Annotated in this window: 26 protein-coding genes and 6 pseudogenes; 16 read left to right on the forward strand and 16 right to left on the reverse strand. The window is 68.8% G+C overall.

Going from position 1 to position 23655, the window contains the following annotated elements; genetic code table 11:
* Positions 1-868: hypothetical protein (locus tag P3T39_RS34935; RefSeq protein ID WP_280703324.1), on the reverse strand; the 868-nt coding region annotated here is incomplete at its 3' end.
* 500 nt (positions 869-1368) lie between these two features.
* Between P3T39_RS34935 and P3T39_RS34940 the strand changes: the two genes are divergently transcribed.
* From P3T39_RS34940 to P3T39_RS34950, 3 genes are read left to right on the forward strand one after another with little or no spacing between them, the layout of a single operon-like run.
* Positions 1369-1863, forward strand: a complete 495-nt coding sequence (locus tag P3T39_RS34940) for a hypothetical protein (RefSeq protein WP_280703325.1) — start codon at positions 1369-1371, stop codon at positions 1861-1863.
* Positions 1864-1920: 57 nt separating this feature from the next.
* Positions 1921-2379: a hypothetical protein gene (locus P3T39_RS34945; RefSeq protein ID WP_280703326.1), complete on the forward strand. Its 459-nt coding sequence runs from the start codon at positions 1921-1923 to the stop codon at positions 2377-2379.
* Positions 2380-2384: 5 nt separating this feature from the next.
* Positions 2385-2558: a hypothetical protein gene (locus P3T39_RS34950; RefSeq protein ID WP_280703327.1), complete on the forward strand. Its 174-nt coding sequence runs from the start codon at positions 2385-2387 to the stop codon at positions 2556-2558.
* Between the two features lie 745 nt (positions 2559-3303).
* On the opposite strand, the pseudogene P3T39_RS34955 reads toward P3T39_RS34950, so the two are convergent.
* The 5 genes and pseudogenes from P3T39_RS34955 to P3T39_RS34975 form a co-directional block, all read right to left on the reverse strand.
* Positions 3304-3618: pseudogene (locus P3T39_RS34955) on the reverse strand (RNA polymerase subunit sigma-24); the annotation flags it as partial.
* A gap of 488 nt (positions 3619-4106) precedes the next feature.
* Positions 4107-4540 (reverse strand): annotated as a pseudogene (locus tag P3T39_RS34960) (dihydrofolate reductase); the annotation flags it as partial.
* Between the two features lie 55 nt (positions 4541-4595).
* Positions 4596-5333, reverse strand: a complete 738-nt coding sequence (locus P3T39_RS34965; protein ID WP_280703333.1) for an SOS response-associated peptidase — start codon at positions 5331-5333, stop codon at positions 4596-4598.
* Positions 5334-5365: 32 nt separating this feature from the next.
* Positions 5366-5569, reverse strand: coding sequence for a hypothetical protein (locus P3T39_RS34970; protein WP_280703334.1), 204 nt, complete (start codon positions 5567-5569; stop codon positions 5366-5368).
* Between the two features lie 362 nt (positions 5570-5931).
* Positions 5932-6489, reverse strand: a complete 558-nt coding sequence (locus tag P3T39_RS34975; protein WP_280703335.1) for an isochorismatase family cysteine hydrolase — start codon at positions 6487-6489, stop codon at positions 5932-5934.
* A gap of 405 nt (positions 6490-6894) precedes the next feature.
* Between P3T39_RS34975 and P3T39_RS34980 the strand changes: the two genes are divergently transcribed.
* From P3T39_RS34980 to P3T39_RS34990, 3 genes are all read left to right on the forward strand, one after another.
* Positions 6895-7527: a TetR family transcriptional regulator gene (locus tag P3T39_RS34980; protein WP_280703336.1), complete on the forward strand. Its 633-nt coding sequence runs from the start codon at positions 6895-6897 to the stop codon at positions 7525-7527.
* A 116-nt stretch (positions 7528-7643) separates the two neighbouring features.
* Positions 7644-8111: a nuclear transport factor 2 family protein gene (locus P3T39_RS34985; RefSeq protein ID WP_280703337.1), complete on the forward strand. Its 468-nt coding sequence runs from the start codon at positions 7644-7646 to the stop codon at positions 8109-8111.
* Positions 8112-8201: 90 nt separating this feature from the next.
* The gene (locus P3T39_RS34990; RefSeq protein WP_280703338.1) at positions 8202-8456 is read left to right on the forward strand and encodes a helicase associated domain-containing protein; all 255 of its coding nucleotides are present in this window, start codon (positions 8202-8204) and stop codon (positions 8454-8456) included.
* A 118-nt stretch (positions 8457-8574) separates the two neighbouring features.
* Here P3T39_RS34990 and P3T39_RS34995 read toward each other — a convergent pair.
* Positions 8575-9095: pseudogene (locus tag P3T39_RS34995) on the reverse strand (hypothetical protein); the annotation flags it as partial.
* Complete coding sequence (locus tag P3T39_RS35000; RefSeq protein WP_280703339.1) at positions 9077-10060, reverse strand: NAD(P)-dependent oxidoreductase; 984 nt, start codon at positions 10058-10060, stop codon at positions 9077-9079. The gene P3T39_RS35000 and the pseudogene P3T39_RS34995, both read right to left, overlap by 19 nt.
* A 498-nt stretch (positions 10061-10558) precedes the next feature.
* On the opposite strand from P3T39_RS35000, the gene P3T39_RS35005 reads away from it, so the two are divergent.
* Together P3T39_RS35005 and P3T39_RS35010 are read left to right on the forward strand one after the other, a co-directional pair.
* The gene (locus P3T39_RS35005; protein ID WP_280703340.1) at positions 10559-11857 is read left to right on the forward strand and encodes a Dyp-type peroxidase; all 1299 of its coding nucleotides are present in this window, start codon (positions 10559-10561) and stop codon (positions 11855-11857) included.
* A gap of 77 nt (positions 11858-11934) precedes the next feature.
* Positions 11935-12987, forward strand: coding sequence for a beta-propeller fold lactonase family protein (locus tag P3T39_RS35010; RefSeq protein ID WP_280703341.1), 1053 nt, complete (start codon positions 11935-11937; stop codon positions 12985-12987).
* A 181-nt stretch (positions 12988-13168) separates the two neighbouring features.
* Here P3T39_RS35010 and P3T39_RS35015 read toward each other — a convergent pair whose 3' ends face one another.
* The 5 genes and pseudogenes from P3T39_RS35015 to P3T39_RS35035 all read right to left on the reverse strand — a co-directional run.
* On the reverse strand, positions 13169-13261 hold the full coding sequence (locus tag P3T39_RS35015; protein ID WP_348534422.1) for an NAD(P)-binding domain-containing protein: 93 nt from the start codon (positions 13259-13261) through the stop codon (positions 13169-13171).
* A 67-nt stretch (positions 13262-13328) separates the two neighbouring features.
* Positions 13329-14303: an aldo/keto reductase gene (locus P3T39_RS35020; RefSeq protein ID WP_280703342.1), complete on the reverse strand. Its 975-nt coding sequence runs from the start codon at positions 14301-14303 to the stop codon at positions 13329-13331.
* An 11-nt stretch (positions 14304-14314) separates the two neighbouring features.
* Entirely contained in the window at positions 14315-14827 is a 513-nt protein-coding gene (locus P3T39_RS35025; RefSeq protein ID WP_280703343.1) for a hypothetical protein, read from the reverse strand.
* 308 nt (positions 14828-15135) lie between these two features.
* Complete coding sequence (locus P3T39_RS35030; protein WP_280703344.1) at positions 15136-16584, reverse strand: multicopper oxidase family protein; 1449 nt, start codon at positions 16582-16584, stop codon at positions 15136-15138.
* Positions 16585-16783: 199 nt separating this feature from the next.
* A pseudogene (locus P3T39_RS35035) lies at positions 16784-17155 on the reverse strand (transposase); the annotation flags it as partial.
* A 124-nt stretch (positions 17156-17279) separates the two neighbouring features.
* On the opposite strand from P3T39_RS35035, the gene P3T39_RS35040 reads away from it, so the two are divergent.
* The 4 genes from P3T39_RS35040 (at position 17280) to P3T39_RS35055 (ending at position 19514) form a co-directional block, all read left to right on the forward strand.
* Positions 17280-17549, forward strand: coding sequence for a hypothetical protein (locus P3T39_RS35040; RefSeq protein ID WP_280703345.1), 270 nt, complete (start codon positions 17280-17282; stop codon positions 17547-17549).
* A 214-nt stretch (positions 17550-17763) separates the two neighbouring features.
* On the forward strand, positions 17764-18570 hold the full coding sequence (locus tag P3T39_RS35045) for an alpha/beta hydrolase (protein WP_280703346.1): 807 nt from the start codon (positions 17764-17766) through the stop codon (positions 18568-18570).
* A 105-nt stretch (positions 18571-18675) separates the two neighbouring features.
* Positions 18676-18897, forward strand: coding sequence for a hypothetical protein (locus tag P3T39_RS35050; RefSeq protein WP_280703347.1), 222 nt, complete (start codon positions 18676-18678; stop codon positions 18895-18897).
* 59 nt (positions 18898-18956) lie between these two features.
* The gene (locus P3T39_RS35055; RefSeq protein ID WP_280703348.1) at positions 18957-19514 is read left to right on the forward strand and encodes a hypothetical protein; all 558 of its coding nucleotides are present in this window, start codon (positions 18957-18959) and stop codon (positions 19512-19514) included.
* A 348-nt stretch (positions 19515-19862) separates the two neighbouring features.
* Here P3T39_RS35055 and P3T39_RS35060 read toward each other — a convergent pair whose 3' ends face one another.
* Both P3T39_RS35060 and P3T39_RS35065 read right to left on the reverse strand, forming a co-directional pair.
* Entirely contained in the window at positions 19863-20063 is a 201-nt protein-coding gene (locus P3T39_RS35060; protein WP_280703349.1) for a hypothetical protein, read from the reverse strand.
* A complete protein-coding gene (locus P3T39_RS35065; protein WP_280703350.1) occupies positions 20051-20599 on the reverse strand; it encodes a hypothetical protein in 549 nt (182 codons plus the stop codon). The genes P3T39_RS35060 and P3T39_RS35065 overlap by 13 nt, the downstream gene beginning before the upstream one ends.
* A gap of 208 nt (positions 20600-20807) precedes the next feature.
* On the opposite strand from P3T39_RS35065, the gene P3T39_RS35070 reads away from it, so the two are divergent.
* Positions 20808-21218: a PPOX class F420-dependent oxidoreductase gene (locus P3T39_RS35070; protein ID WP_280703351.1), complete on the forward strand. Its 411-nt coding sequence runs from the start codon at positions 20808-20810 to the stop codon at positions 21216-21218.
* A 35-nt stretch (positions 21219-21253) separates the two neighbouring features.
* Positions 21254-21397: pseudogene (locus tag P3T39_RS35075) on the forward strand (IS5/IS1182 family transposase); the annotation flags it as partial.
* A gap of 661 nt (positions 21398-22058) precedes the next feature.
* Here the strand turns inward: P3T39_RS35075 and P3T39_RS35080 are convergent.
* Positions 22059-22190, reverse strand: a complete 132-nt coding sequence (locus tag P3T39_RS35080; RefSeq protein WP_280703352.1) for a hypothetical protein — start codon at positions 22188-22190, stop codon at positions 22059-22061.
* 117 nt (positions 22191-22307) lie between these two features.
* On the opposite strand from P3T39_RS35080, the gene P3T39_RS35085 reads away from it, so the two are divergent.
* Positions 22308-22712, forward strand: coding sequence for a hypothetical protein (locus P3T39_RS35085; RefSeq protein ID WP_280703353.1), 405 nt, complete (start codon positions 22308-22310; stop codon positions 22710-22712).
* A 743-nt stretch (positions 22713-23455) separates the two neighbouring features.
* Positions 23456-23655 (forward strand): annotated as a pseudogene (locus P3T39_RS35090) (IS6 family transposase); the annotation flags it as partial.

Raw genomic sequence — 23655 nt, forward strand, 5'->3', positions numbered from 1 at the left:
TGAGGCCTGAGCAGTCGAAGGAATCCGGGCCGTTGCCGCCCCGTACGTAGGGCTTGCCCTCCTGGGCCTCGGCCGCGGCGACCGCGGCCGCCGCGTACGAACCGGAAGTGGCGCCGGCGCCGCCGGCGGCCTTGCTGCCACCGCCGCCGCTTCCGCCCTTGAGGCCGGTGCGGCCGTCGCTGCGCGAGGCACGGGCGTTGGAGGCTGAGCCGGCGGCGGCCTTGGCATCGGCAGCGGCCTTGGCGTCGGCCTGTGCCAGCTGGTCGCGCTCTTGCTGGGTCAGCGAGTCGAGCAGTGCCTGGGCCTTCGCCAGCTTCGCCTGAGCCTCGTCCTTGGCCGTCTTCAGGTCCTTGGTGGTGGCGTCCAGTTCGGCCAGCTTCTGCTGAGCCTCGGCCTTCTCCTGGTCGAGCTTCCCCTGTTCGTTTTTGAGTGCCTTGAGCGCGTCGGCCTGCGTGATACCGACCTGCTGAACCGAGTCGGCCCTGGAGAGGAAGGCGTCCGGCGAGCTGGAGAGCATCAGCTGCACGGTCGGGGATATCCCGCCGTTGCGGTACTGCTCGGCCGCTATCTCGGCGAGCCCGCTCTGCACGGTGCTCACCTGCGCCTGCTGGCGCGCCATCTGGTCCTGCAGGTCGTTGGCCTGCTTCTGCAGGGTCTGCTGCTTCTCGGTGGCCGCGTTGTATTTCTCGGTGGCGACCTCAGTCTGCTGGTAGAGCTGGTCGACCTGGGTCTTGACCTCGTCCTTGGTCGGCTTCGGGTCGGCGTGTGCACCGGCCTGGGAGGAGATGGCGACCGCGGTCGCGGCTGCTGCTGTCACGATCGAGACACGGGTACGGCCTGCGGGCTTGGGACGACGGTGTGACGCCACGAAGGGAAACTCCTTCACAGGAAGGGGAACTTGTCGAGCGGTTGCCGCGCAGCGGCCGGTGAACAGCGAGACGAGGTATCCGCTGACGAACGAGGGGGGGATCTGCGATCAACCGGTAGGCGGTCCGATCACCCGGTGCGTCGCACCGCACCACGACCGTGGAGCAGCACCGGTGGAGCGTGCCGGCACGAACTCCTCGAACAGCGCTTCTCTTTCGCTCTGCCGCACGCTGTGCCTCCGGTTCCGGTGCGGGGAGGGTTCTCCACCGCACCGTCTAACCACGTGACGGCCGGTGACGGGGTTTTAGTCGCGTGCTGTGGCGGTTGTCACACCGGGGGCGGCTCCGGCTGATGCCGTCGCACCGGGCAGCACTGGTCGGGTGTCCGGCGTGTCCGCGATGAAAAATGTGGATCCGGGGTGCAACGCGAGAGGCCGTTCGCGCCGTTTAAGGAAGTGAGGTGCTCCACCGCGGACGCCCAACTCGTTTTATGGGAGTTTTCTTGAGGATCCGTCATCTCGGCCTTGCCGCCGCCAGCGTGGCCAGTGCAACCCTCACCCTGACCGCGTTCGGCGCCACCGCCGCGTCGGCTGCCCCGCAGGCCACCCGCGCGGGCAGCGCTGTCTCGGCGGCCCCGTCGGCGGCCGACTGCGGGGGCAACCCGTACCATCTGCGGGTCCTGCAGGCCATCGACGCCAGCCCCTCCGGCAAGTCACTGACCGCCCAGAACACCAAGTACTCCTGCGGCGACGACGACGGCTACTTCACCCCGGTGGGGAAGCCCAGGAAGTTCGCCTTCGCACCCGGCGCCAAGGCCACCCTGCTCAACGGCATCCACTCGCAGAAGGTCAGCCTGACCGACCTCCTCCAGCGCGTCCACGCCTGCAAGACCAACAGCCACGCCGTCAACTGGCCCGCCTCCTGCAACAGCCAGTACGTGATCACGGTCAACAAGGCCGGCGCGATCACCACCATCGCCCAGCGCTACCACCCCTGATCCACCCATCCCTCCGGGTGCCGGCCGACCCCGGTCGGCACCCCGGGTGGAGAGCACGTGAGCGGAAGCGGCGGCCCGTCGGCATGGCGGACCGCCGCTTCGGCTCCGGCCGTCAACCGGAAGAGGGTCGAGCGGATCATGCGCGAGCGCGACAGCCGCGGCATCACCCGCCGTCGGCGCCGCCACCTGACGAGGCAGGGCTCCAAGGCCGCCCCGGCCCCGGACCTGGTCGGCCGCGACTTCACCGCTGCTCGGCCCGGCACGAAACTCGTCGGCGGCATCACGTATCTTCCGACGATCGAGGGCTGGTGGTACCTGGCCACGGTCATCGACCTGGCCACCCGCGAGGTGATCGGGTACGCGATGGCGGATCACCACCGGGCCGAACTGGTCGGGGCGAACTGGTCGCTGACGTCCTGCGCATGGCGGCCGGCCGTGGCGGTCTGCAGCCGGGCTGCATCATGCACACCGACCGCGGAAGCGACTACGCGAGTGGTGAATTCCGCAGGGAGATAAGGAAGTTGAACCTGAGGCAGAGCATGGGAAGAACGGGCATCGGTTACGATAACGCCGCAGCCGAGAGCTTCTTCGGACTGCTCAAAGCGGAGATCGGCACCACGATCTGGGAGAGCCGCGAGGCCGCCCGCGCTGAACCGAAGACGAACTTCGCCCCCGACTCACCCATCCGCACGTGAACCCAGTACCCGACCAAGGCGGCGTGACCAGCCCTTAGGACGCCCCTCGCTCGCCAACCACGGGTGATAGTGCGTACGTCCCAGGACGTCCCCGCTGTGCGCCGCTGCCACGGCACCAACCACCGGCGTGGAAAGGAGCGTGAGAAGCATCGGTCCGTAGCCGCCGTCGGAGGCGACTGCCACAATGACGGTTTCACCGAGGTATATCGTGCCCGCGACACAGCCGGCGAGCAGCCCCCGCAACGGAGCCCGGGCGGCAAGCCACTCGGGTGAGAGCGCAAGCGCCGCACCGGTTACCGCACCGAGCAGAACACCAACCCCCAGGCTCCCGCCCACGACGACAATGCCCCGTATGAGAGCTGCCAGGACATCGTGGTGCAGTCCCATGCAGAGCCACATCACCGCACCCACGAGCCCCACCGAGCCGAACACTGTCGCTAGCACGGATCCGATCCGCACTCCGAGCCGGACGCCCCGTCTGACTACAGCCCCAACCACCACGCACCCCCAGCTTGGCCACCTGTCACCCTACTTGTCGCTCAACGGGGTCAGACATCAAGGAACGTCATCTTCGCGGCAGGCCGCTCGCAGGCCGGTCGGGACGGCAGATCAACTACCCGGTCAGGATCCGAGCAGAGCCACCAGCTACAGCGAGCCGGTGGTTGGCTCCGGACCGGCCACCACCGCACTGTCGTTCGCCCAGCTGGCCGACTGAGGCGAGGCGGCCGCACTGGGCGGGTGGACATCACTCCAACGCAGCCGCCTTGCGCAGCAGCACTGACCGCTCGCGGGCGTTGCGGCACAGCCGGGCGGCGAGCTCCAGCTCGGCCCGGGCCTCGGCGGTCCGGCCGAGCCGGACCAGCAGTTCGCCGCGCACGCTCGGGAGCAGGTACGACCCCGATAGGCGGCCGGAGGCGGCCAGTTCGTCGACCATGCACAGCGCCTGCTGCGGTCCGCTCGTCATCGCGACGGCCACGGCCCGGTTGAGCTCGACAACGGGTGAGGGGGCCACGCGGCCGAGCGCCTCATAGAGGAGCACGACACGCTCCCAGTCGGTCTCACGTGGCATTTCCGCAACTGGGCCCGCATCACCCTCGCCCTCCAGGACGAGCCCGACACCAAGCCCGACCGGGACATCGACATCCGCTTGCTGCGCTGGATCCTCTACAACCTCAACGGCACCACCAGCGACCCGTCCGGCTGGCTGCAGAACCTGCCCGATCCCGACGACGAGGGCCCGCCCACGGACAGCTGAACCCGTCCGGCTCCGGACCCTGCGCGGCTGGCCCGCGGAAGCACCCCCGCAGCCGAAACGGTGCAACGGGCTCGGGCGCACGAGTCTTGCGCCGCAAGCCTGTTCAGGCCCGGACTGTCAGCGGCGTGCCGTGGCATCCCGCCATGCACTCCGATTCCCGCACGATCGCAGACCTACCAGGAGATCCGGCACGCCTGTTCGTCTCCTATGACCACGGTCACGCGGTTCGGCCGTGGGAGTTCGAGGACACCCTCGAGGGCTGGCACGTGTCCGTCACGTTCGGTGCCCCGGGCGAGGAGGACGACGTCGAGGTCCTCGCTGCGCTGCGCTGCGACGCCGCCGCCTCCGCGCGCTCACGCGCGGCGGCGACGGCGTCGGGCAGACCGGTGGTGACGAACGTCCAATCGAGGTCGGTGAGTCGCACAGACTCCGGCGGCGAGCTCGTCACGACGACGAACGCGGGCTTGCCGACCTCGCCGGCGCCGTAGCCGGTGTCGTCGTTCCGGCCTTTCGGCCCGTCGACCACGTCGAAGAGCCGGCGGCCGAGGACGACGGCGCCCGAGCGGGCGGTCGACTCGCGCAGGACCCGGCGGTCGTCGGGGTCGTCGGAAAACGCCCAGGTGTGCAGGGCCTCGCCGCCGATGCCCAGACCGTTGTCTGGGCCGGGGTCAGGCCCGGTGACGAAGCCGTCGAGGGAGACCGAGATGTCCGCGATGATTCGAGTCAACGTGCTTGCCATGGCTTGCGTCCTCTCCGTCACGTCCATGCCGGACGCGTGCTTGTTACTTGGGATCGGGGACCGGCACGAGCAGCTCGGGCCCGTTGTTACGGACGCTGTTGACGGCGGTGGAAACCGGCCGGACGGTGAGGTTGCCGTCGGCGGGGGTGTGGAGCAGCTGGCGGAGTTCGCCGGGGTCGTTGTGTTCGGGGTTGAGCCAGGCGTCGAAGTCGCCGCTGTCGATCGCCAGGGGCATGCGGTCGTGGACTCGTCCTGCGGCGTCGGTCGCCTGGGTGGTGATGATCGTGGTCGTGGTGAGCCAGGCGTGCGGGTCGTCGTCTGGGCGGGTGGGGTCGCGCCAGAACTCGTACAGCCCTGCCATCGCCAGCAGGCTGCCGCTGGCCGGAGCGATGAAGTAGGGCTGCTTGAAGCCCTTCTTCCCTTCCGCAGCGGCGATCGCGACCCACTCGTAGTAGCCGTCGGCCGGAAGCAGGCACCGTCGGGTGGCGAAGGCCTTGCGGAAGGCGGGCTTCTCGTGGACGGTCTCGGCCCTCGCGTTGATCATCCGTGCGCCGACGCCCGGGTCCTTCGCCCAGGAAGGCACCAGCCCCCAGCGAAGGGGCCGCAGTTGGCGGGCGAGCTCCCCGGTGTCGCGGTCCAGGCGTTCCAGGACTGCCCACACCGGGTCAGTTGGGGCGGTGTTCCAGCTGGGGGAGAGGGTCTCCTCCGGGTCCCAGCGGGTCACACCGAACAGTGAGACGAGGTCCTCGGGCTTGCTGGTGGAGACGAAGCGACCGCACATGACCCCAGCCTGCCACCCGGTGGGGGTGCGGCTCAGTGGTAGCGGTGCTCCTGCGGTGCGAGCCGGGGGCCGAACCGGGGAGCCCGGGCGCCCGCCAGTCCTATGAGACGGCAGACCCGGTGCCGGTTCCCGGCGTAGGGCGCCGGGAGTTCCAGCATCTGCTCGTCGGAGCTGCGCGCCCGGCCGGCCAATGCCCAGCCGACGACGTGCTTCAGGCGTCGCAGCGCCAGGTCCACCCGGGGGCGCGGGGCCGGGCCCGATCACCTGCGGCGACGAGCTTTTGGATCGCCTGCACGAACTCAACTGTGGTCTGACTTCATCGCCTCGGTCGGCCGCGGCGGGGACGCCATGCGCCTGGATGTGGGCTGCGTTCTGGCCTGCTGGCGGAGGCTGACGATCTCAGCTTCAAGATCAGCGGTGCGCTTCTCGGCGAATCGGAGGTTGGCCCCGGCTATTCAGCGGAATATGGTGAGTTGACGCCTCGACAGCAGAAAGGTGTCGCTGACCTGCGAGGATACGAGTGTCGAGGTCGTTTCCGGTGCAGGAGTCAGGCCACCTTTCCGGTGAGCGAGCGTACAGGGTGGGACCGGGGTACGGGTCACTTGATCGACGTGATCCAGTCGTCGACGGTGACGACGTCGGCCTGCAGGGGGAAGACCTTCTCGGTGAGCACCCGGTGCACCTCGGCGTCGGCGTCGAGGCAGGCGTCCGCCAGTACGGTGAGGCGGAAGTCCAGGTCGGAGGCTTGACGCAGGGTGGACAGGACGACGCCGCTGGTGGCGATGCCGGTGAGGACCAGCCCGTCGATCTCGCGGGCGCGCAAGAGCAGGTCGAGGTCGCTGCCCACGAAGGCGCTGACACGCGTCCTCGTCACGACGAGATCGGCGGGCCGCGGCGCGATGTCCGGGTGGATCTCGGCGCCGGGGTCCTCGTCGGTGAACCAGACACCGTCGCCGAGCCCACGGAGCATCTTGTTGCGCGCGCTGGCCTCAGGGTGCCCGGCGCGGAATCGGACGACCACGTAGATCACCGGCATCTCCCCGGCGCGGGCCGCCTCGATCGCACCGCGCAGGCGTGCCAGATATCCGGCACCCTCGCCGAAGCGGTCCACGATGCCCCGCTGGACGTCCATCACAAGGAGGGCGTTCTGCGCCATTCTTTCCGTCCTCTCATCGCGTCGGCCGGTCCGGTTTCCTGACCGGCCTTCTGGTAGCGGCCGCGCAGAGCCGAGGCGCACGCGGCGACGAGGGCCGTCACCGTTGCCGTACCGAAGGCGGTGCCAGCCCGTGGTGGAACCGTCCGGAGACGAGTTCGGGGAAGACTGCGCACCCGCCCAGCCTTGCCTCCAAGCTCTCCTCCGATGCTGCGCCCCTGCTCTGTGTCCGCGTCTCTCGCGCTGAGCACGATGGTTGTCACCGGTTGGGCGCCGTTGTTGTCACCAACCCAGAGGCTGGCCGCGCTGATTAGGTGTGCCGGGACACGGTAGTTGGAACTGCGGGTGCCCCTGTGAACTCAGGCGGTTGATTGACAATGAAGTCAAACGGCTGCTTGAGTTCACGGCATGGCAACGGAAAAGGCGGACCTGCGTCGAGAGGCCGGTCAGCGCACGCGGGACGGCTTGCTCGCGGCCACTCTGGAGCTGCTGGCACAGCGGGGCCAGGAGGGCCTGACGCTCCGCGAGATCACGGAGAGTGCCGGGGCCAACGTGGCTGCCGTCAGCTACCACTTCGGATCGTTGAAGGCGCTGTGTGACACGGCGATCGAGCACGCGCTGGAGCGATACCTGGACGCGCAGATCGAGGCGCTGGGTTCCCTGAGCGGTGGGGTGACCCTGGAGGAGTTGGCCGCGGCGTTCGCCCGGCCGATGGTGGGCGCGCTCGCCGCGGGCGGGCAGGACCTGGCGGTCATGCGGACCGTGGCCCGTGTCGGCATCGATCCGCCGCAGGGGTGGGATCGTTTGGCCGGCAAGTTCGAGCGGACCCGTCAGGACGCCCTGCGGGTGTTGACGGTGGCCCTTCCCGAGGTCGACGAGCAGGAGTTGGTCTTCCGCACGCGGTGCGCGGCCGGAATGCTGAACTGGCTGGTGCTGGCGCCCATTGGTGTCGAGTTGGCCGCCGAGTCCGCCGAGCGGATCGAGCGGCTGCTGGTCCCCGTGCTGGCCGGGGCGTTCCAGGGAGCCCCGAGCCTCGGCTGACCAGGCCGAACGCCACAACGTCCGAACAATTCAAACGACTGCTTGACAAGAGGCTCCCGTTTGGTGATGCTTTCAAGCAAGCATTTGATTTGCTTCGTTGAAGGGGAGAGGGTGCAATGACGACCGACGCAGAAGCTGTGGTCCGCGCCGCCTACCAGGCGGCCGAGGGCAGCACCATGGACGTGCAGGGATTCATCGACCTGTTCGCCGAGGACGGCGTGTTCAACAACGTCGTCGCCGGGGAGACCTACCGCGGTGAGCACCTGGGCGACCTGGTCGTCTTCATGGGCAAGCTGGCGCCCGACGTCCACCGCGAGCTCCACCGGTTGCACGTTCTGGGCAACATCGTCGCCGTCGAGCTGTCGATCCGGGGGACCTTCACCGGGCCGTTCGAGACGCCCGCCGGCGTCATCCAGCCGACCGGCGCCAAGCTCGACATCCCGACCGCCGACTTCTGGTACATCGAGGACGGCAAGATCAAGGAGTTCAACTGCTACGTCGGCCTCAGCGTCATGCTCGCCCAGCTGGGAGTACAGCCGGACTTCGCCTCGGCCGTCACGGCATCGACCGCCGCGGCGAGCTGAACTGCCCGACCGAACGGGACGAAGGTGTGCGCCCGGCCCGCAGGCGCGCACCCTCGTCGTCCCATCCGCACCCGCGGTGCGGGCGCCGCTGTGAAGCTGCGGGCGCTGGACGAGCTGTGGCGCCTGGAGCCGGACCGGAACAGGTCGTACCGGCGCCTGCTCGCCTACCTCGCGGCCGACGGCACCCTCACCGGCCCGGCCAACCGCACCGGCGGCGAGGCGGACCCGGCGTTCCGCCCTGGCACGTGGCCGCGCAAACAGGCGGGGGCTCGCACCGACGGGAAGCTGACCGAGCAGCAGAGCGCGCTCCTGGACGCCCTGCACAACCCCGCCCCGGGCGCCTGACCACCCGCCAGTGGCTCTGTTCACTGGTTTCGACAGCAGTTGTTCAGCTCTTCGGGAGGCACGGGAACCGTGGCGTGTCCGATGTTCGTGAGAAGCGACAGCACCCGGGCTCGACGAGCTACTGGATGCTCCAGCGGTGCGGATGCTCGGGATCGTTGGGCAGGCGAAGACGTTGAGCTCACCCCAGCGGCCCACGGTGACCTCGGTGGGGGTGGCACACCGGTGCGTGGGTTGATTCTGGTCCTCCAGCGGTTTCCAGCTGCCGCTGCCGCCGTCCCACTCCGAGCTGTCGATGGTCAGCAGCAGGTGCATCGGTGTCGTGCAGGTCAGGCAGTCCATGGGGTAGGGGTCGGTCGCGTGCCAGGAGGCGAAGCCCCCCGCGCGCCAGCCGGGCGGGATGGACAAGTCGTATTGGTAGCCGAGCGGCTCGGCCGTGCTCCCATTCGCTGACTGCTCGGCTTCCTCCTCAAGGGCTTCCTCCCAGGCGCCGATCCGGGTGCACAGTGCCTCGGGCAGAAGGCCGGCGAACGGGTAGGTGACCACCTGCTCCGGGTGCAGCAGCACACAAGGCTCGGGCACGAACCCGTCGCCCCCGACGACCGACGGCTGCTACGGCGCGGTCAGCACCTCGCCGACCTCCCGGTGGCCCCCGGAGGTACGTCGCAGGCTTTCTCTCCGGGCTGGCCGACAGCCGCCGACTCGCCGCTCGGGGCGGCGCCCGCGCTGCCCGGCGCACCGCTCATCCGCGTGAGCACGTGGAACAGGGCGGCGATGTCGCGTCCGCCGTAGCCCTGCTCACGTGCCTCGGTCAGGATCTCGTCCGTGGTGGCCGCTGCCGGCAGCGGGATGCCGAGGGCGTCGCCGGCCTGCAGGGCGAGGCGGATGTCCTTCTGCATCAGGCGTACGTCGAACCAGGCCGCCTCAGGCAGATCCAGCATGAGCGGGGCGCGTGCCTTCACGGCCGGCGAGCCGATTGCGCTGCCCGCCATTACTCCGGCCGCCAGCTTCGGGTCGATTCCCCCGTGCACGGCGAGCAGCAGGCCTTCGCTGAAGGCGAGCGTCTGCGCGCCGAGACTGATGTTGATGGCGAGCTTCAGCACCAGCCCCTGACCGTTGCCGCCGACGTGGGTGATCGTGCGGCCGAGCTGCCGCAGCAGTGGCTCGACCGTACGGAAGGTCTCCTGCGGGCCGCCGACCATGATGGCCAGGCTGCCGTCCTCGGCCGCCGGGACGCTACCGGAGACCGGGGCGTCCAGCATGCGCGCGCCGAGTGCCCGCACCCGCTCTGCCAGCTCGCGGCTGGCCCGCGGGCTGACGGTGCTCATGTCGACGTAGATCTTGCTCGGGTCAAGGCCGGCCAGAATCCCGTCCGGGCCCGAGGTAATCGTGTCGAGCGCGGCGTCGTCGGAGACCATGCTGAAGATCACGTTCGCCGCCTCGGCCACGCCGCGTGGCGTATCGCGCCACCGAAGGCCGCGCTCGACGAGCCCGGCCGCCTTCGACGCGGTGCGGTTGTTCCCGTACACCTCGTGGCCCGCGGCAACCAGGCGGCCGGCCATCCGGCCGCCCATTGCCCCGAGACCGATGAATCCGATCGCGGTCATCGTCCCTGGCCTCTCGACTCGCGTTCGCACATCTGGTCCTCGATCTCGTACACATCCTCGTCGGAAAGCTCCAACCCCGCCGCCGCGGAAGGAGGCGCTGAACCAGTTCTCATTCCAGAACCCTTGCGATCACCAGCTACGAAAATCCTGTAGGAGCCGTTGAGTCGACAGCCCCCGTTTCGTCGGCCGCGCACTGGTGGGCGGGCGCGGATGGGCAGTGAGGACGCTGCGCTCCGGCAGTGGCGCCTCATCGCGGTGCTGCCCGCTGCGTCTGGGTGCGGACTATCGCGCACTGTGATGCTATGTCACCGTCGGTTGCCATCCGGGTGGGTCGGGCGGGCCGCCCGGCTATCAGGATCTCCGGCGGGCAGCCGCATCCCGGGCATCGGTCGGGCATCACCCCCATCGGCCGTCACCGTACGGTGCGGTCGGCCGGAGGGAACCGGCCACGGTACAACGCACGGCACACGCCACCGTGTCCGTTCCGAGAGGGAAAGCATGAGTGACGGAAGGCCCCTCAGGGTGGAAGCCGGGTGGAACAGCGGGGGGTGTCCGGCCGGTCTCTTCGCGCGGCGATCGTTCCTCCAGGGCACGGCCGCAAGCGTCATCGGAGCGGCGGGCGGGAGCGTGCTGGACGGTGATGCGGCCCTCGCCGCCGTGGCGAGCGGCGACCAGGCGAGCGGTGGTGTGATCCCGTTCTACGGATACCACCAGGCCGGCATCACCACTGCGCCGCAGACGATCGGGGCGTTCGCCTCCTTCGACGTGACCGCCGCTGACCGCCGTGAACTCAGGGAGTTGTTCCGCGCGTTGACCGCGCGGGCCCGCTTCCTCACCGCGGGCGGGACGGGGCCGAAGGCACCCCCGGACGCACCGCCACCGGACAACGGCATCCTGGGGCCCGGAGTCGTGCCGGACGATCTCACCATCACCGTCGCCCTCGGTGCGTCCCTCTTCGACGACCGCTACGGTCTGGCGGCACGCAAGCCGACCCAGCTCAAGACCATGCAGCCCTTCCGCCACGACGACCTGGATCCCGCGCTGTCCCAGGGCGACCTGCTGCTGCAGGTGTGCGCCGGACACCGTGACACGACAGTGCACGCGATGCTCGACATTCTGGCCCACACCAAGGGGGCGATGAAGCAGCGCTGGCGATTCCACTGCCAGCGCAACCCGCCGCGCCCCACCGGTATCCCGCGGGACTGGTTCGGATTCAAGGACGGCATCACCAACCCGGACACCACGAACACCGCCACGATGGACAAGGTGGTCTGGGTGCAGCCGAACACCGCCGAGCCCGCCTGGACGGCGGGCGGTACCTACCAGGCGGTGCGCATCGTCCACTTCCACCTCGAAGCGTGGCAGAAAGTACCCGTTGCCCAACAGGAGCGGATCTTCGGCCGACGCAAGATCAGCGGCGCTCCCATGTACGCCGTGTCCGACGACGCCCCGGACACACTCGATCCCGTCTACACCAACGACCCGCAGGGACTGATCACCCCGCTGAACTGCCATATCCGCCTTGCCAATCCCCAGACCCCGGAGACCGCGTCGACCAGCACCATCCTGCGCCGCAGCTACGACTACGAGCGGAGTCCCGACAAGGACGGCGACCTCGACCTGGGGCACGTGTTCTGCTGCTTCCAACGCGAGCTCGACTCCTACATCGCCATGCAGACCCGGCTGGAGGACGAGACGCTGGTGCCGTACATCAGTCCGCGGGGCGGAGGCTACTTCTTCGCCCTTCCGGGCGTACGCAATGACCAGGACTACTACGCCCGCGCACTGCTGACCTGACCGCCGCTTCCGGGCCGGGCGTGCGAGAGGCGGTCCGAGTCCCAGACCCACGTTCCGTGATGTGACCAGGAGGCGAGATGCGTTTCCCCCGGCGAACCCCGACCCACACCGCCGGCCGCCGGCACAGGAAGGCCCTCCGGCCGGTACTGGGAGTCGGCATCGGGCTCCTGCTGCCCTGCGGTCTCCTCGCCGCGGGGCTCCTCCCGGTGTCGTCCCCGGCGCCCTCCGCCGCGCCGGCCCGAGGCAGCGGCCACGTGTACGTCACCAATCAGCTCGACGGCACCGTCTCCGTGATCGATGCCGGAACCGACAAGGTCGTCGCGACCGTCCCGGCCGGCAGCGCTCCCGAGGGCATCGCGATCACCCCCGACGGCAGACACGCGTACATCGCCGACAACGGATCGGCCAAGGTCTCGGTGCTGGACACCCGGACCAACAAGATCGTCGCAACCGTGCCGGTCGGCGACAAACCCAGCGGCGTCCGCCTGAGCCCGGACGGCAGGTCCCTCTACGTGGCCAACGGCGGTTCGAACAGCGTCTCCGTGCTCGACACCCGCACCAACCAGGTGACCGCGTCCATCCCGGTCGGCACCTCCCCGGTGAGCGTGGCCGTCAGCCGCGACGGTGCCACGGCATACGTCGCCAACGCGGGGTCTGACAACGTGTCGGTCATCGACACCCGTACGCATCGGGCGGTCCAGCTCCTCCCCGCAGGCCGAACCCCGGTGGGCATCGCCGTCACCCCGGGCGGCCAAACGGCCTACGTAGCCAACGAGACGGCAGCCGGCGTCTCGGTCGTAGGAATCGGCAGCCGCGCGGTTACGGCCACCGTGCCGGTCGGCGAGGGCCCGTTCGACGTGGCACTGGCACCGGACGGCTCGAGGGCTTACGTGGCTGTTCTCGGCGTGGGCAAGGTATCCGTGATCGACACCCGTAGCCACCGCGTCTCGGCGACCGTCACCGTGGGCCCCCCGGGCACCGACCCGTTCAACATGGCGGTCACCGCCGACGCGGTCTACGTCACGAACCAAGGAGCGGGCACCCTCACGGTCATCAACCCGAAGACCCTCAAGGTCGCCGCAACCGTCACGGTCGGCACCAGCCCGTACGGGGTGGCGGTGAGTCCGTAACGGCGGTCCGCTCGTGGGAGACCGTCCGGGCGGGCACTTGGGTTCCTCCACACCGCGTCCGGGGACAGCGCGGTCAGGGCGCCTTCGGGCCTGTCATCGCGGCTTCCACCGCGGCGCCGTCGGTGGGCATGGTGATCAGGAACTCGACGTCCGAAGCCGCCTCGGTCGGCGAGGACGCGACTTACGAGCCCTGGGCGGCGAGTGCTTCGGCCTTCTCCCTGGTCCGGTTCCGCACCGTTACGTCGAAGCCGGCGCGCAGAAGGTTCCGCGCGATGGGGGCTCCATGACGCCGATGCCGAGGACGGCGACTTTCGTCCTGTCGGTCTTGGCTTGCTCAGTCATCACACACTCTCCGGGGACGGGCCGGCGACCGGGGTGGCCGCGCCCGTGATGGAATCGATGCCCTTCAGGTCGGCCTCGTCGAGCGTGATGTCCGCCGCCGCGAGGCTGTCGTCGACGTGGTGGGCGCGCCGGGTGCCGACGATGGCCACGTGCACTCCGGGACGGGCCAGGGTCCATGCGATGGCCAGCTGACTGACCGTCATGTCGCGCAAGGCGGCGAACTCCTGGAGCTCACGGACGACGGAGAGGTTGCGCCGGTAGCTCTCGCCGCGGAAGACGCTGCTCTTGGCGCGCCAGTCGTCGGCGGGGAAGGCGGTGTCCTTGCTGAGGGTGCCGGTGAGCAGGCCGTGCGCGAGCGGGCCGTAGACCAGCACACCGATGTCGTGCTGCCGGGTGTAGGGCAGGACCGCGTCCTCGATCTCGCGGCGGAAGAGGTGGTACGGCGGTTGCAGCGTTTCCACCGGCAGGGTCCGGGAGAACTCGGCCATCTGCTCGGCGTCGTAGTTGGACACGCCGACGTGGCGGATCTTGCCGGCCTCGATCAGTTCCTTCAGTGCGCCGGCGGTCTCGGCGAACGGCACCTTCGGGTCGGGCCAGTGGACCTGGTAGAGGTCGATGTGGTCGACGCCGAGCGCGGTCAGGCTGGCGTTCACGCCCTCGCGCAGCGCCTGGGGGCTGGCGTCACGGGCGATGCCGGTGTCGGTCTCGCGCAGGCCGCCCTTGGTGGCGATCACCAGCTCGTCGCGTCGACTGCGCAGTTCGCCGCGCAGGGACTCGCCCAGGAGGCGCTCCGACGCGCCGAAACCGTAGGCCTGGGCGGTGTCGAAGAAGTTGACCCCGAGGTCGCGTGCCCGGCGGATGGCGGTCTTGGCCTCGTCTTCGGCGAAGCCGCCCCAGTCGCCGCCCAACTGCCAGGTGCCGAAGGCGATGCGGGAGACCTCAAGTCCGGTCATTCCCAGTGTGGTAGTACGCATGGTCATTCTCCCTACGAAATTGTTCGTTCCCTGTTTTCCGGGTGGGTGAGGAGATCTGTGCCGCTCCTGTCCCGTGAGGAGAGTGCTGGATGAACCTGGTCACTGGGCCCCTGTTCCGATCGTGTGTCCGATGCCGAAGACGGCTGCGGCGGCACCCACGCCCACGAGGAACTGTCGGGCGCCCATTCCAGGAGAATCGACCGGCGTTCTCCGGTGCTGGCGGCGACCAGCCCCCGGTAAAGGTCGGTGCTGCGCCGTTCCGAGTCCAGGGCCGCGCGGTACCAGGCGACTGTCTGCCGACGCGGGCGGCGCTCGTCGACGTGGATGTCGGCCTCGTGGTGTTCATGGCGTGCACTCCCGCCGTCTCCGGGGACGGTCGTTGTGAAGTCGCCCGCATCCGGTGAGTTGGCCGATGCGGGTTCCACCGGCCTGCTGAGGCTGCGGCGGCGCGTGAGCACGCCGACGGCGGCGAGCAGGGCCAGCACAAGGGCGGTGAACCACGTCGTCGCGGTCGTCACGGTCATGGAGCGGCTGGCGACGCCGAGGCCGACGGGCAGCAGGGCCGGGCCGAGGCAGGAGGCGACAGAGCGACGGCAGCGATGCCGGAGAACAGCAGCACCGAAGACCGCATACGGCAGGCGCAGTGGCACATCCAGGTACTGGGCAGCGGGCCGAGGCCCAGGCCGCCGATGTGTGGCGGCCCAGAGGGACCTTCGTAGGGTTGTTGGCGTCAGCCAACGGGCCACCGGCGCGCCGCTTGGCCCCAGCGGTCACGCGCTCGACCATCGCGTGACCGATTCGCAGTCAAGCACATAGGCCGTAGATCTGCCCGTCACTTGACGATCTCCAGCACTGCCATCATGCCCGCATCCTCGTGGTTGAGGATGTGGCAGTGCAGTACGGTCTTGCCGGTGTAGCTGTTGAAGCGGATCCGGATAACGACCTGCCCCTTGGCGGGAACGCTCACGGTGTCCTGCAGGCCGTGGCCTTGGTGGGGACTACCGTTGATGCTCATCAACTGAAAATGGTCGACGTGCACGTGGAACGAGTGTTCCTCGTTGCTGTCGTTGCGCACGGTCCACTCCTCGACCGTGTTCAGCTTGGACCGGATGTCCACCCGGTTCATGTCGAACTGCTTGCCGTTGATGTAGTACTGGCTGCCGGCCGTGTTCTCGGAGAAGACAATGGTGCGCCGAGCGGCGATCGTCGCGTCGCTCAGGTCCGCAGTCGGCGCGAAGGTCGAGGTGGGCAGCGCCGCCGAGTGCGCGGAGGGTCCTTCGGAGACCAGGGTGGCCAGGGTCGCCTGCGGGAACTGGTTACCGGCCGGCCCGGTGTTGTACGCGAGCGTCTCCAACTGGTTATGGCCAGCCGGTCCGCCTTGTACGAGCACGTCGAAGCGGGCGCCCGCCGCGAGGAGGAGCGAGTCGGCCGTCCAGATCCGGTCAACGGGAGTGCCGTCGTGGGCGATCACATGGAACTGCTGTCCTTGCAGGTGGACGTTGTAGTAGATGTTGGCGCTGACGTTGGCCAGCCGCCACAGCTGGGTCTCACCCGGCTGGATGCGGATGGTCGGGTTCAGCTGGCCATTGACCGTCCGGTTGGTGGGATCGCCGATGTGCAGGTTTTGGGTCTTGACCGCGTCACCCTGGACCTGGAAGTCCTTGAGCGCGATGACGTGCTCGGTGATGTGGCGCAGGTCCGCCGGCAGGTACTGCTGCAGCCCGTCGACAATGAGGACGCCCGACATGCCGCCGGCGACCTGCGGCGCGGACATCGGGTGCGCATGCGAGTGGTACCAGTAGGTGCCGGGCCGGAGCGTTTTCGGGAACTGGTACGCGTAGTGGAACGTCCCGCCGGGATCAATGTGGATGAAGATGTTGTCGGCGTTGCCGCTCGGCGACACATGGAGTCCGTGGACATGCAGGTTGGTGTACTCGTCCAGCGTGTTCTTCATCGTCAGGTCCAGCTTGTCCCCCGGCTGGATCCGCAGCGTGGGTGGCATGTAGTGGCCGTTGTAGGTGAGGGCCCACAGCTTGCGGCCGCCGACGTCCACCTGCCGCCTTTCCACGACGAGTTCAACCCGCAGGACCCCGTCGTGGCTCACCATCTGCGCCGGCTCCTGCAGCGGGGAGCCTTCCGCAACCGACGTCGCCTGCAACGGGGCATCTTCTGCAACCGACGTCGCCTGCGGAGCGGAAGACGACTGCAAGGGCGATGGTGACCCCGAAGGCGACCGGCCACCGGCGCAGCCGCTCATCAGAGTGACGATGGCAACGATCACGGTAATGGCAAGGCAGGGCAGCTTGGACCGAGACCGCATCACATCTCCACTCTGGACACCCACTCCACGCGCAGCTCACCATCAGCAAGCACTTGGTGCCAACACGTGCGCCACCGGGGCGGACCGTTCGTGCGACACGGCCATCCCGGGAGTGTCCAATTAACGGCGCTGTCGCGTAATCGGTGGTGACTGAGTGTATTCAGGCGAGGAGGATGCGGTGGCGGAGGAGGCGGAATCCGGCTCGGCCGTGCATCTGCCGCATGATCTTCTCGGTTCGGGTGTCGACGCCTTCGGCGCGGCCGTTGTGGTGGGGCAGGGTGAGGCCGGCGTCGACGGCGGCGCGGTCGTGTTCGAGGCCGCGAGTGAAGGAGTGCAGGTGGGGAAGGCCGGCGGCGCGTGCGGCGGTCCACTCGGTGAGGCGGGTGTCGTTGCCGGGAGCGGGGGTGAGGAGTTCGGCGAATGAGTGGACGAGCCACGCGAGTTCGGTCATCTCGGGGCACGCGGCGGTGAGCGTCCGCAGGAGCTCGGCGTCCTTGTCCCGCAGCCGGTCGGGCCGGGTGAGCATCAGGCGGGCGAGGCGGCGCGGGGCTGATCACGGCCTCGCCGTAGGAGCCGGAGCCGTCCCGGCACAACGGTGGATCACCCGCTGTGCCAGGGTGAGCCGGATGGCTCGCCTGGGGGAGAGGATCTACCAAGTGACTGACATGACGACCGAGGCCATAGAGACCGCTGCTGCGGAGGCCGTTGACGACCAGTTGATCGGGATGCTGGTGGAGCGGGCTCGTGCCGGGGGCCTGCAGCAGCCCGCCCTCACCGGTCAGCTGCAAGCCGCTCGCGCGAGTCCGATCGATCAACTACCCGATCAACTGATCATCCAGCAGATCCGCCGACAGCTCGACCGACCGGACCTCTTCAACCGCCTCGACAGAGACAGTCACATCGCTCATCAGGTGCTACTTCCATGATCGGGAGTTACACCGAAGACCGTACAGACCCGGCGCCAACGGCCGTCCCCAGGTAAATTCACCCATTGAGGACAGACTGTGCCAGGCGATGGCGTCGGAACTTGTCCAGCATGCCCATCGGTCATCCGCCCTCGTTCTGTCCCGTGGATCTCGTCGGACGAGAGAGGTCATCTGTCTACGGACCTACGCACGCCTCAAGGTGGCCGCTGTTTTCGTGGGCACTGACATGCAAGGGACGGTAATGATGGTGATCAGTCGTCGTCAGTTTTCCTTTCTGGGTGCGGGAGTTGCAGCAACCACGCTTTCTGCGGCTCCGACGGTCCGGGAGGCAACCCGTAGCCACAAGCCCGCAGTACGCAATGTCGTACTCGTACACGGTGCCTACGCGGATGGCTCTTCCTGGGCGAAGGTCATCCCGTTACTGCAAGCGGCGGGAATGAACGTCATCGCGGTGCAGAACCCACTTACGTCTCTCGCTGACGATGTCGCCGCCACGAACTTCGCACTGGCTCGGCAACACGGGCCCACGGTCCTGGTCGCACACTCCTATGGCGGCACCGTCATCTCACAGACCGGGCTTGCCTCGAACGTCACTGGACTCGTCTACGTCGCCGCCCGTGCCCCGGAAGCCGGCGAAGACTTCGCCGCGCTCTCCGCGAAGTTCCCCACCCCTCCGGTCAACTCCGGGATCATCACCTCGGGCGGATTCAGGTTTCTGAGCCAGCCGGCGTTCCTCCAGGACTTCGCGAACGGCGTGCCCAGGAAGGAGGCCCTCGTGCTCTACGCGGCCCAAGGGCCGCTCTCGACCGCTCCGCCCACCACGAGCATCGCCGCCTGGCACCAGAAGCCGTCTTGGTACGCGGTCTCGAAGAACGACCGCACCATCAATCCCGAGCTTGAGCACTTCATGGCCCAGCGCATGAACGCCACAACCATCGAGGTCGACGCAGGCCACCTGTCGCTCGTGACGCACCCGGAAGTGATCAGCAGGCTCATTCTGCAAGCTGCGGCCAAAAGCTGACCCCCAATCAATCGCACCGGGTGTATGGAAGAGAACGTCACAGGCACGGGCACCTGGCGATCCCGGCCACCGCGAAGCTGGACGACTACGCGGTGGGGGGCGTGGATGCGCCGCCGGCTGGCCGCCGCCGCCGAGGAGCAGGACGCGGCGGCTGGCCGTGACCGGCAGGAGGAGCTGGAGACCACCCGCCGGGCCATGCTGGCCGCGCGCCGGCTGCGCCGCGCCCTGGCCGAGGAGGCCGGCCCTGCCTGGACCGGCTCCCCCGCGCGGGGGAGCCGGTCCCTCCTCGCGGCGGACGTCCGGACACCGGCTGACTGCGATCTTTGAGGCAGCGGAGGGCGAACACCCGCCGTCGCCACCTCCACCGACCCACTCGAGGAACAACTATGCGAAAGCTCATCGCCGGCATCGCGCTCACCGCCGCCGTGACCGCCGTCACCACCACCGCAGCCTCAGCGGCTCCGGCCGCCGAAACCACCCGCCATCAGAGCCTGCACACCTGGACCCTCCTCAACGACCGCGGCCCGGGCCCCACGCCGCCCGGCGAGCGGCTCACCGCCCGGGTCGACGCCCGTACCACCACCGGCCACGAGGCCCGCGGGCATGCCACCATCCAGCACGTGTTCCCGGGGGGCAGTGTCGTGCGGGCCGAGATGAGCATCGACTGCCTCACCACCGACGGCGCCGCCGTCACCGTGACCGGGCCCATCGACTCGCTCCACTTCACCGTCCCCGCAGGCCAGACTCCGCCGGACGCGGCGCCGAGCACCTGGCACCCCGAGACCGGTCTCACCTTCTACCCCTCCGACGAACACGGCGAGCGCCGGGTCGGCTGGGCGGGCGCCAACGCCCTGGACTACAGCGCCCCGGCCAAGGCCACCAAGTGCATGCCCACCGAGCCCGACACCTGGGTCATCCAGGGCGGCTTCACCCTCCGTCGGTGACAGGGGTCGTCAGCACCGTCGACACCTCAGTGGAGTGCTGTCGATTACCGCCGTGTGATGGGTCAGGCCGTGGGTGTCGACTCCGCCGGTGATCTCCCGGGCGTCGTGCGTCATGCTGGTCATGTCCGTCCTTGCGAGTCCGTTCCGAGGGCGGCACGCGCCGGTCGGGCGGGTGGACAAGACAGTGACGGGGCTTCTGAACCAAGCTCCTATAAAGTCACAGCGCCCGTCCCGCCGCGTGCGTGGTGATGCCCCGGCGGGCCGACGAATCCCAAACAGGACAGTCGAGACGTCAGTCAGGCGGAGGGTCAGACCCGCCGGCAACATCACCACGTCACATCCTCACTGTCAGGCGTGGTTGACGGGTTCGGACGGTGTGCGGGCGAGGACGTCGTCCCACACGCGGCCGCCGTCGGCCCAGGTCTGGAGCCAGCGCCGCAGTGGTGTGGAGTGGCGCAGGCCGTCGTGGGGGTTTTCGCCCCAGTCGGCTTCCCAGCCGTCGGTGTCGTAGAGCAGGACGGGGTTGTCGACGGCGGTCAGGATCCGCACAGTCTTGTGAGCTGCGGGATGTCCGTGTTGATGTCCGCGATCACCTGGTTGGGATCACTGCTGACCATGCCGGTCAACCGGAAACTCAGTTCTTGGAACTCGGCGGCCAGACGGCTGATCGTTGAGCCGACCATTCCTTCCGCGTCCAGGACCGCGCCCATCAGATCGAGGTGGGCCTGGTTGGCCGCGGCTGCCTGGCTGCTGGGGGTGGCCCCGGCGTTTCGGCGGTATGCAGCCAGTGCCGCCTCCGCCTTGTCGCAGCCACCGGGCCGGACCGCCGACAACGGTGGGGCGGGCACTGGTGTCGTAGGCCGGGTGGTGATCGGGTCCGGCGTCGGTGGGGCCGGGGTGGTGGCCACTGGGCCGACCGGGAGTGGCTGCGGCATGTCCGGTGGTGCCAGGTAGGCGACCAGCGCCACGATGGCGGCCACCGCGCCCGCCACCGACCCCACCGCTGCCCAGTCCAGGCGCGGGGCACGTCGGCCGCCCGGCGCAGGTGGCTGCGCGGGCGGCTGCGCCGATTGACTCTCCGTCATGCACTCATCGTGGTGCGCTTGCCGAGCCTCGTCCACGATGCCGCCCGCTGATCTTCCTGAACACGAATTCGCCCTTACTGATCGTTTCAGAACGAGATGAGCCCGGGTCTTACGGTTGGCGATCTTGGTCGACGGAGGTGTCCCGCGTGCGCGCCGGCAGGGGCTATGTCGGTCGACACTGCGTGACGACCTGGCTAGGGTCGCGGGCGTGACGATCAAGTTGAACGATGCCGCCCGCAGGCTTCTTGACGATGTGAATCCCGCGGTGCTGGCCACCGTGAACCCCGACGGCAGCCCGCAGACCTCGGTGGTCTGGGTCGCCCGGGACGGCGACGACCTGCTGCTCTCCTCGGCAGCCGGCCGCCGCAAGGTCACCAACGTGGAGCGCGACGCGCGGGTCAGCCTGACGGTCTACGACAGGGCCGACCCGCTGCGATACCTGGAGGTGCGCGGTACCGCGACCGTGGCCGAGGACCTGGGCCGGAAGCTGGCCGTCGCACTGGCCGAGCAGTACGAGGGGCCCGGCGCGGGCGAGGAGTACCTGGAACTGCCGCCGGAGGTGGTGCGGGTGGTCGTCAGGATCACCCCGCAGCGGCTGGTCGGCACCTTCGCCGACTGACTGATCGTTTCAAAGCGAGCTGAGCCCGTGATCTTGTGCCTGGCGATCTTGGTCGGCAGGCTGTGCGGGTGGGCGCTGATCCTGTTCCGGACGAGCTGTGGGAGCGCGTGGCTCCGCTGTTGCCGCCCGTTCCCGAGCGCCGTCGTCGCTACCCCGGACGTCTGCGTGTTCCGGACCGGGCCGCTCGCTGGCGTGATGCAGCTCGGCCAGCAGGAGGTCGGCAGCCATGCAGAGGAACTGGACCGGTGGACCGAACTCGCTCTCGCGAGGCCAGCCACTCGTCGGCAGTAATCTCACCGAGGCCCGAACAAGACCAGGCAGCAAGGAACCGCCAGCCACCGAGGTCTCCTGACAAGCGGTCAAGATCACCTGTCAGGAGACAGCCTGGCTGGGGCTGAGTGTGACGTACTGAGGATGCGCCATCGCTGCTTGAGCTCGGCGGCCGTGCGCTCGCCCCGACCACGTGGGCGGCCGCGCTGCCCACCGGCGACGACGAGGTCCGCAGGAGCGGACCTCGTGGCAGGCAGGCGCGATCACCACCTTGCTGTGGGCAGCCGTTCGGTGGCCCGGGCAGGCAGAACAGCGATCGAAGGGGTGGGGCCTGTCGGCCCCGCCCCTTCTCCGTCCCCGGCCGACGTCCGGCCCACAGCTCCGTCCAGCCGCATGGCCGCCCGCCGGAGCTGCTGAGCGGGTGCCAGATGGGTGCGGCCGGCCCGAGTTTGCTCCAGGTCCTCGTGCGGGCGGCGTCGGACCCGTGGCAGCACCCACCTGCTGCGCCTGGGGCGCTGGCTGCGCCGGGACGGGGTCTGTCCAGCCAACGTGTAACTCGGCTGGTGTGAGTTAACGGCGGCCGATGGAGAGTCGGCCGTCGAAGGCGATGTCGAAGGCGATGTCGAAGGCCTGGAGTGCGGGCTTCCCGCGACCGGCCCACCAAGCCGAGACGGCCCGCCGGGGAGGCCGACGGACCGTCAAGAATGATCGAGACTAGAAGGCCGCGAAGACTGATAAATCACCCGATTTATGTCAGTATGCTCATGGATCAACACAAAGAGTAGTTGACATCTGGCATACAGACATGGAGAGGTCGCAATGGAGCGCACCAGAGTCCTCACCCTCGCAGGCGTCGTCGTCGCACTGCTCACCGTCGGCCTGACGTCGGCAGCCGACGGCAACGCCGCGGAACCCACCGGCCAGAACCAGGCGACCCCCATCACCGCCAAGGCGGGAGGCAAGGGCGACCTGGCGGCAGCCGCCGCCGCTGCCTCGCCACGTGCCTTCGGTACGAGCGTCTCCGTGGCGCCCGGTACGAACGGCTTCGCCTCGGTCAGCTGCCCGGCTGGCGGCTCTCCGCTCAGTGGCGGCGGGACCACCAGCGGCATCCACATCTTCTTCACCGACTCCTTCGCCTCCGGGAGCAGCTGGATCATCCGGGGCACCAACACCGGTACGGTGAACGAGAATCTGACGGCGTACGTTCTGTGCACCAACCCCTGACCGGGGCTGCCACGGCGCTCCGGCAAGGCCCGTCAGCGCCGTGGTCCCGGCCTGCCGTTCGACTTGTCTGCCGTCCAGCCATGCAGCTCCTACAGGCCGTCAAGCGGCCAGGAGGAGCGGTTGCGGCGTGGCGTGTGGGCTGGTGAGGTGCTTGTGGATCTCGCGGGCGATGAACAGTTCGATGTATCGGAGGATGTCCTTTTCGGACAGGTCTTCGGCGGTTCGTCGGATGACGTAGTCCTGAACTCTTGCAGTCTGACGAGGCCTTCGACCTCAAGGAGATACAGGTTCGAAGTCCGCGGGGGTTGGGCCCGACCTGTGAGGTGTGAGGCGAAAATGGGACCGCGCCGCGCTCCCGGCAGGGGCCGGTTAGAACGGTTCGAGGGCCGGTTGGTTTCGCCCGGGCAGGGCGGTCAGCTTCTCATCAGCCCGTTCGGGGCCGGTGTCCGCCCTGCACACCGCCGCGGCCGACAGTCGAGCCGGACTGCGCTGCAGACGCAGCCAACGGATGTAGATCACCGGCGTGGCGGGTGGCGGGCGGCTGTGCTCCCCCGTACGAGGGAGGCGAAAGCCACGGGCGGGGGAGGCCGCCGGCCGGCAGCCGCGCCGAAACTGAAGCCATGACCAACTGTCCCTGCCCGCCCGGCCGGGACGGCTCCGACTTCCCGAGGGGTGTTGTCACGTTGGCGGCTGAGGGATGATCTTCGGGTTGGTCGTGCCGGGAGGGGTCTGTCGTGGAGAGCGTGTCGCCGTCGTACAGGGGGCACCGGTACCCGGTGGAGATCATCTCTCATGCGGTGTGGCTGTACTTCCGCTTCCCGCTGTCGTTCCGTGAGGTCGAGGAGCTTCTCCTGGCACGAGGCGTGATCGTCTCCTACGAGACGGTGCGGCGCTGGTGCCTGAAGTTCGGGCAGGCGTATGCCGGCGGACTGCGTCGCCGAAG

The sequence above is a fragment of the Kitasatospora sp. GP82 genome (assembly GCF_029892105.1).
Lineage (GTDB): Bacteria > Actinomycetota > Actinomycetes > Streptomycetales > Streptomycetaceae > Kitasatospora.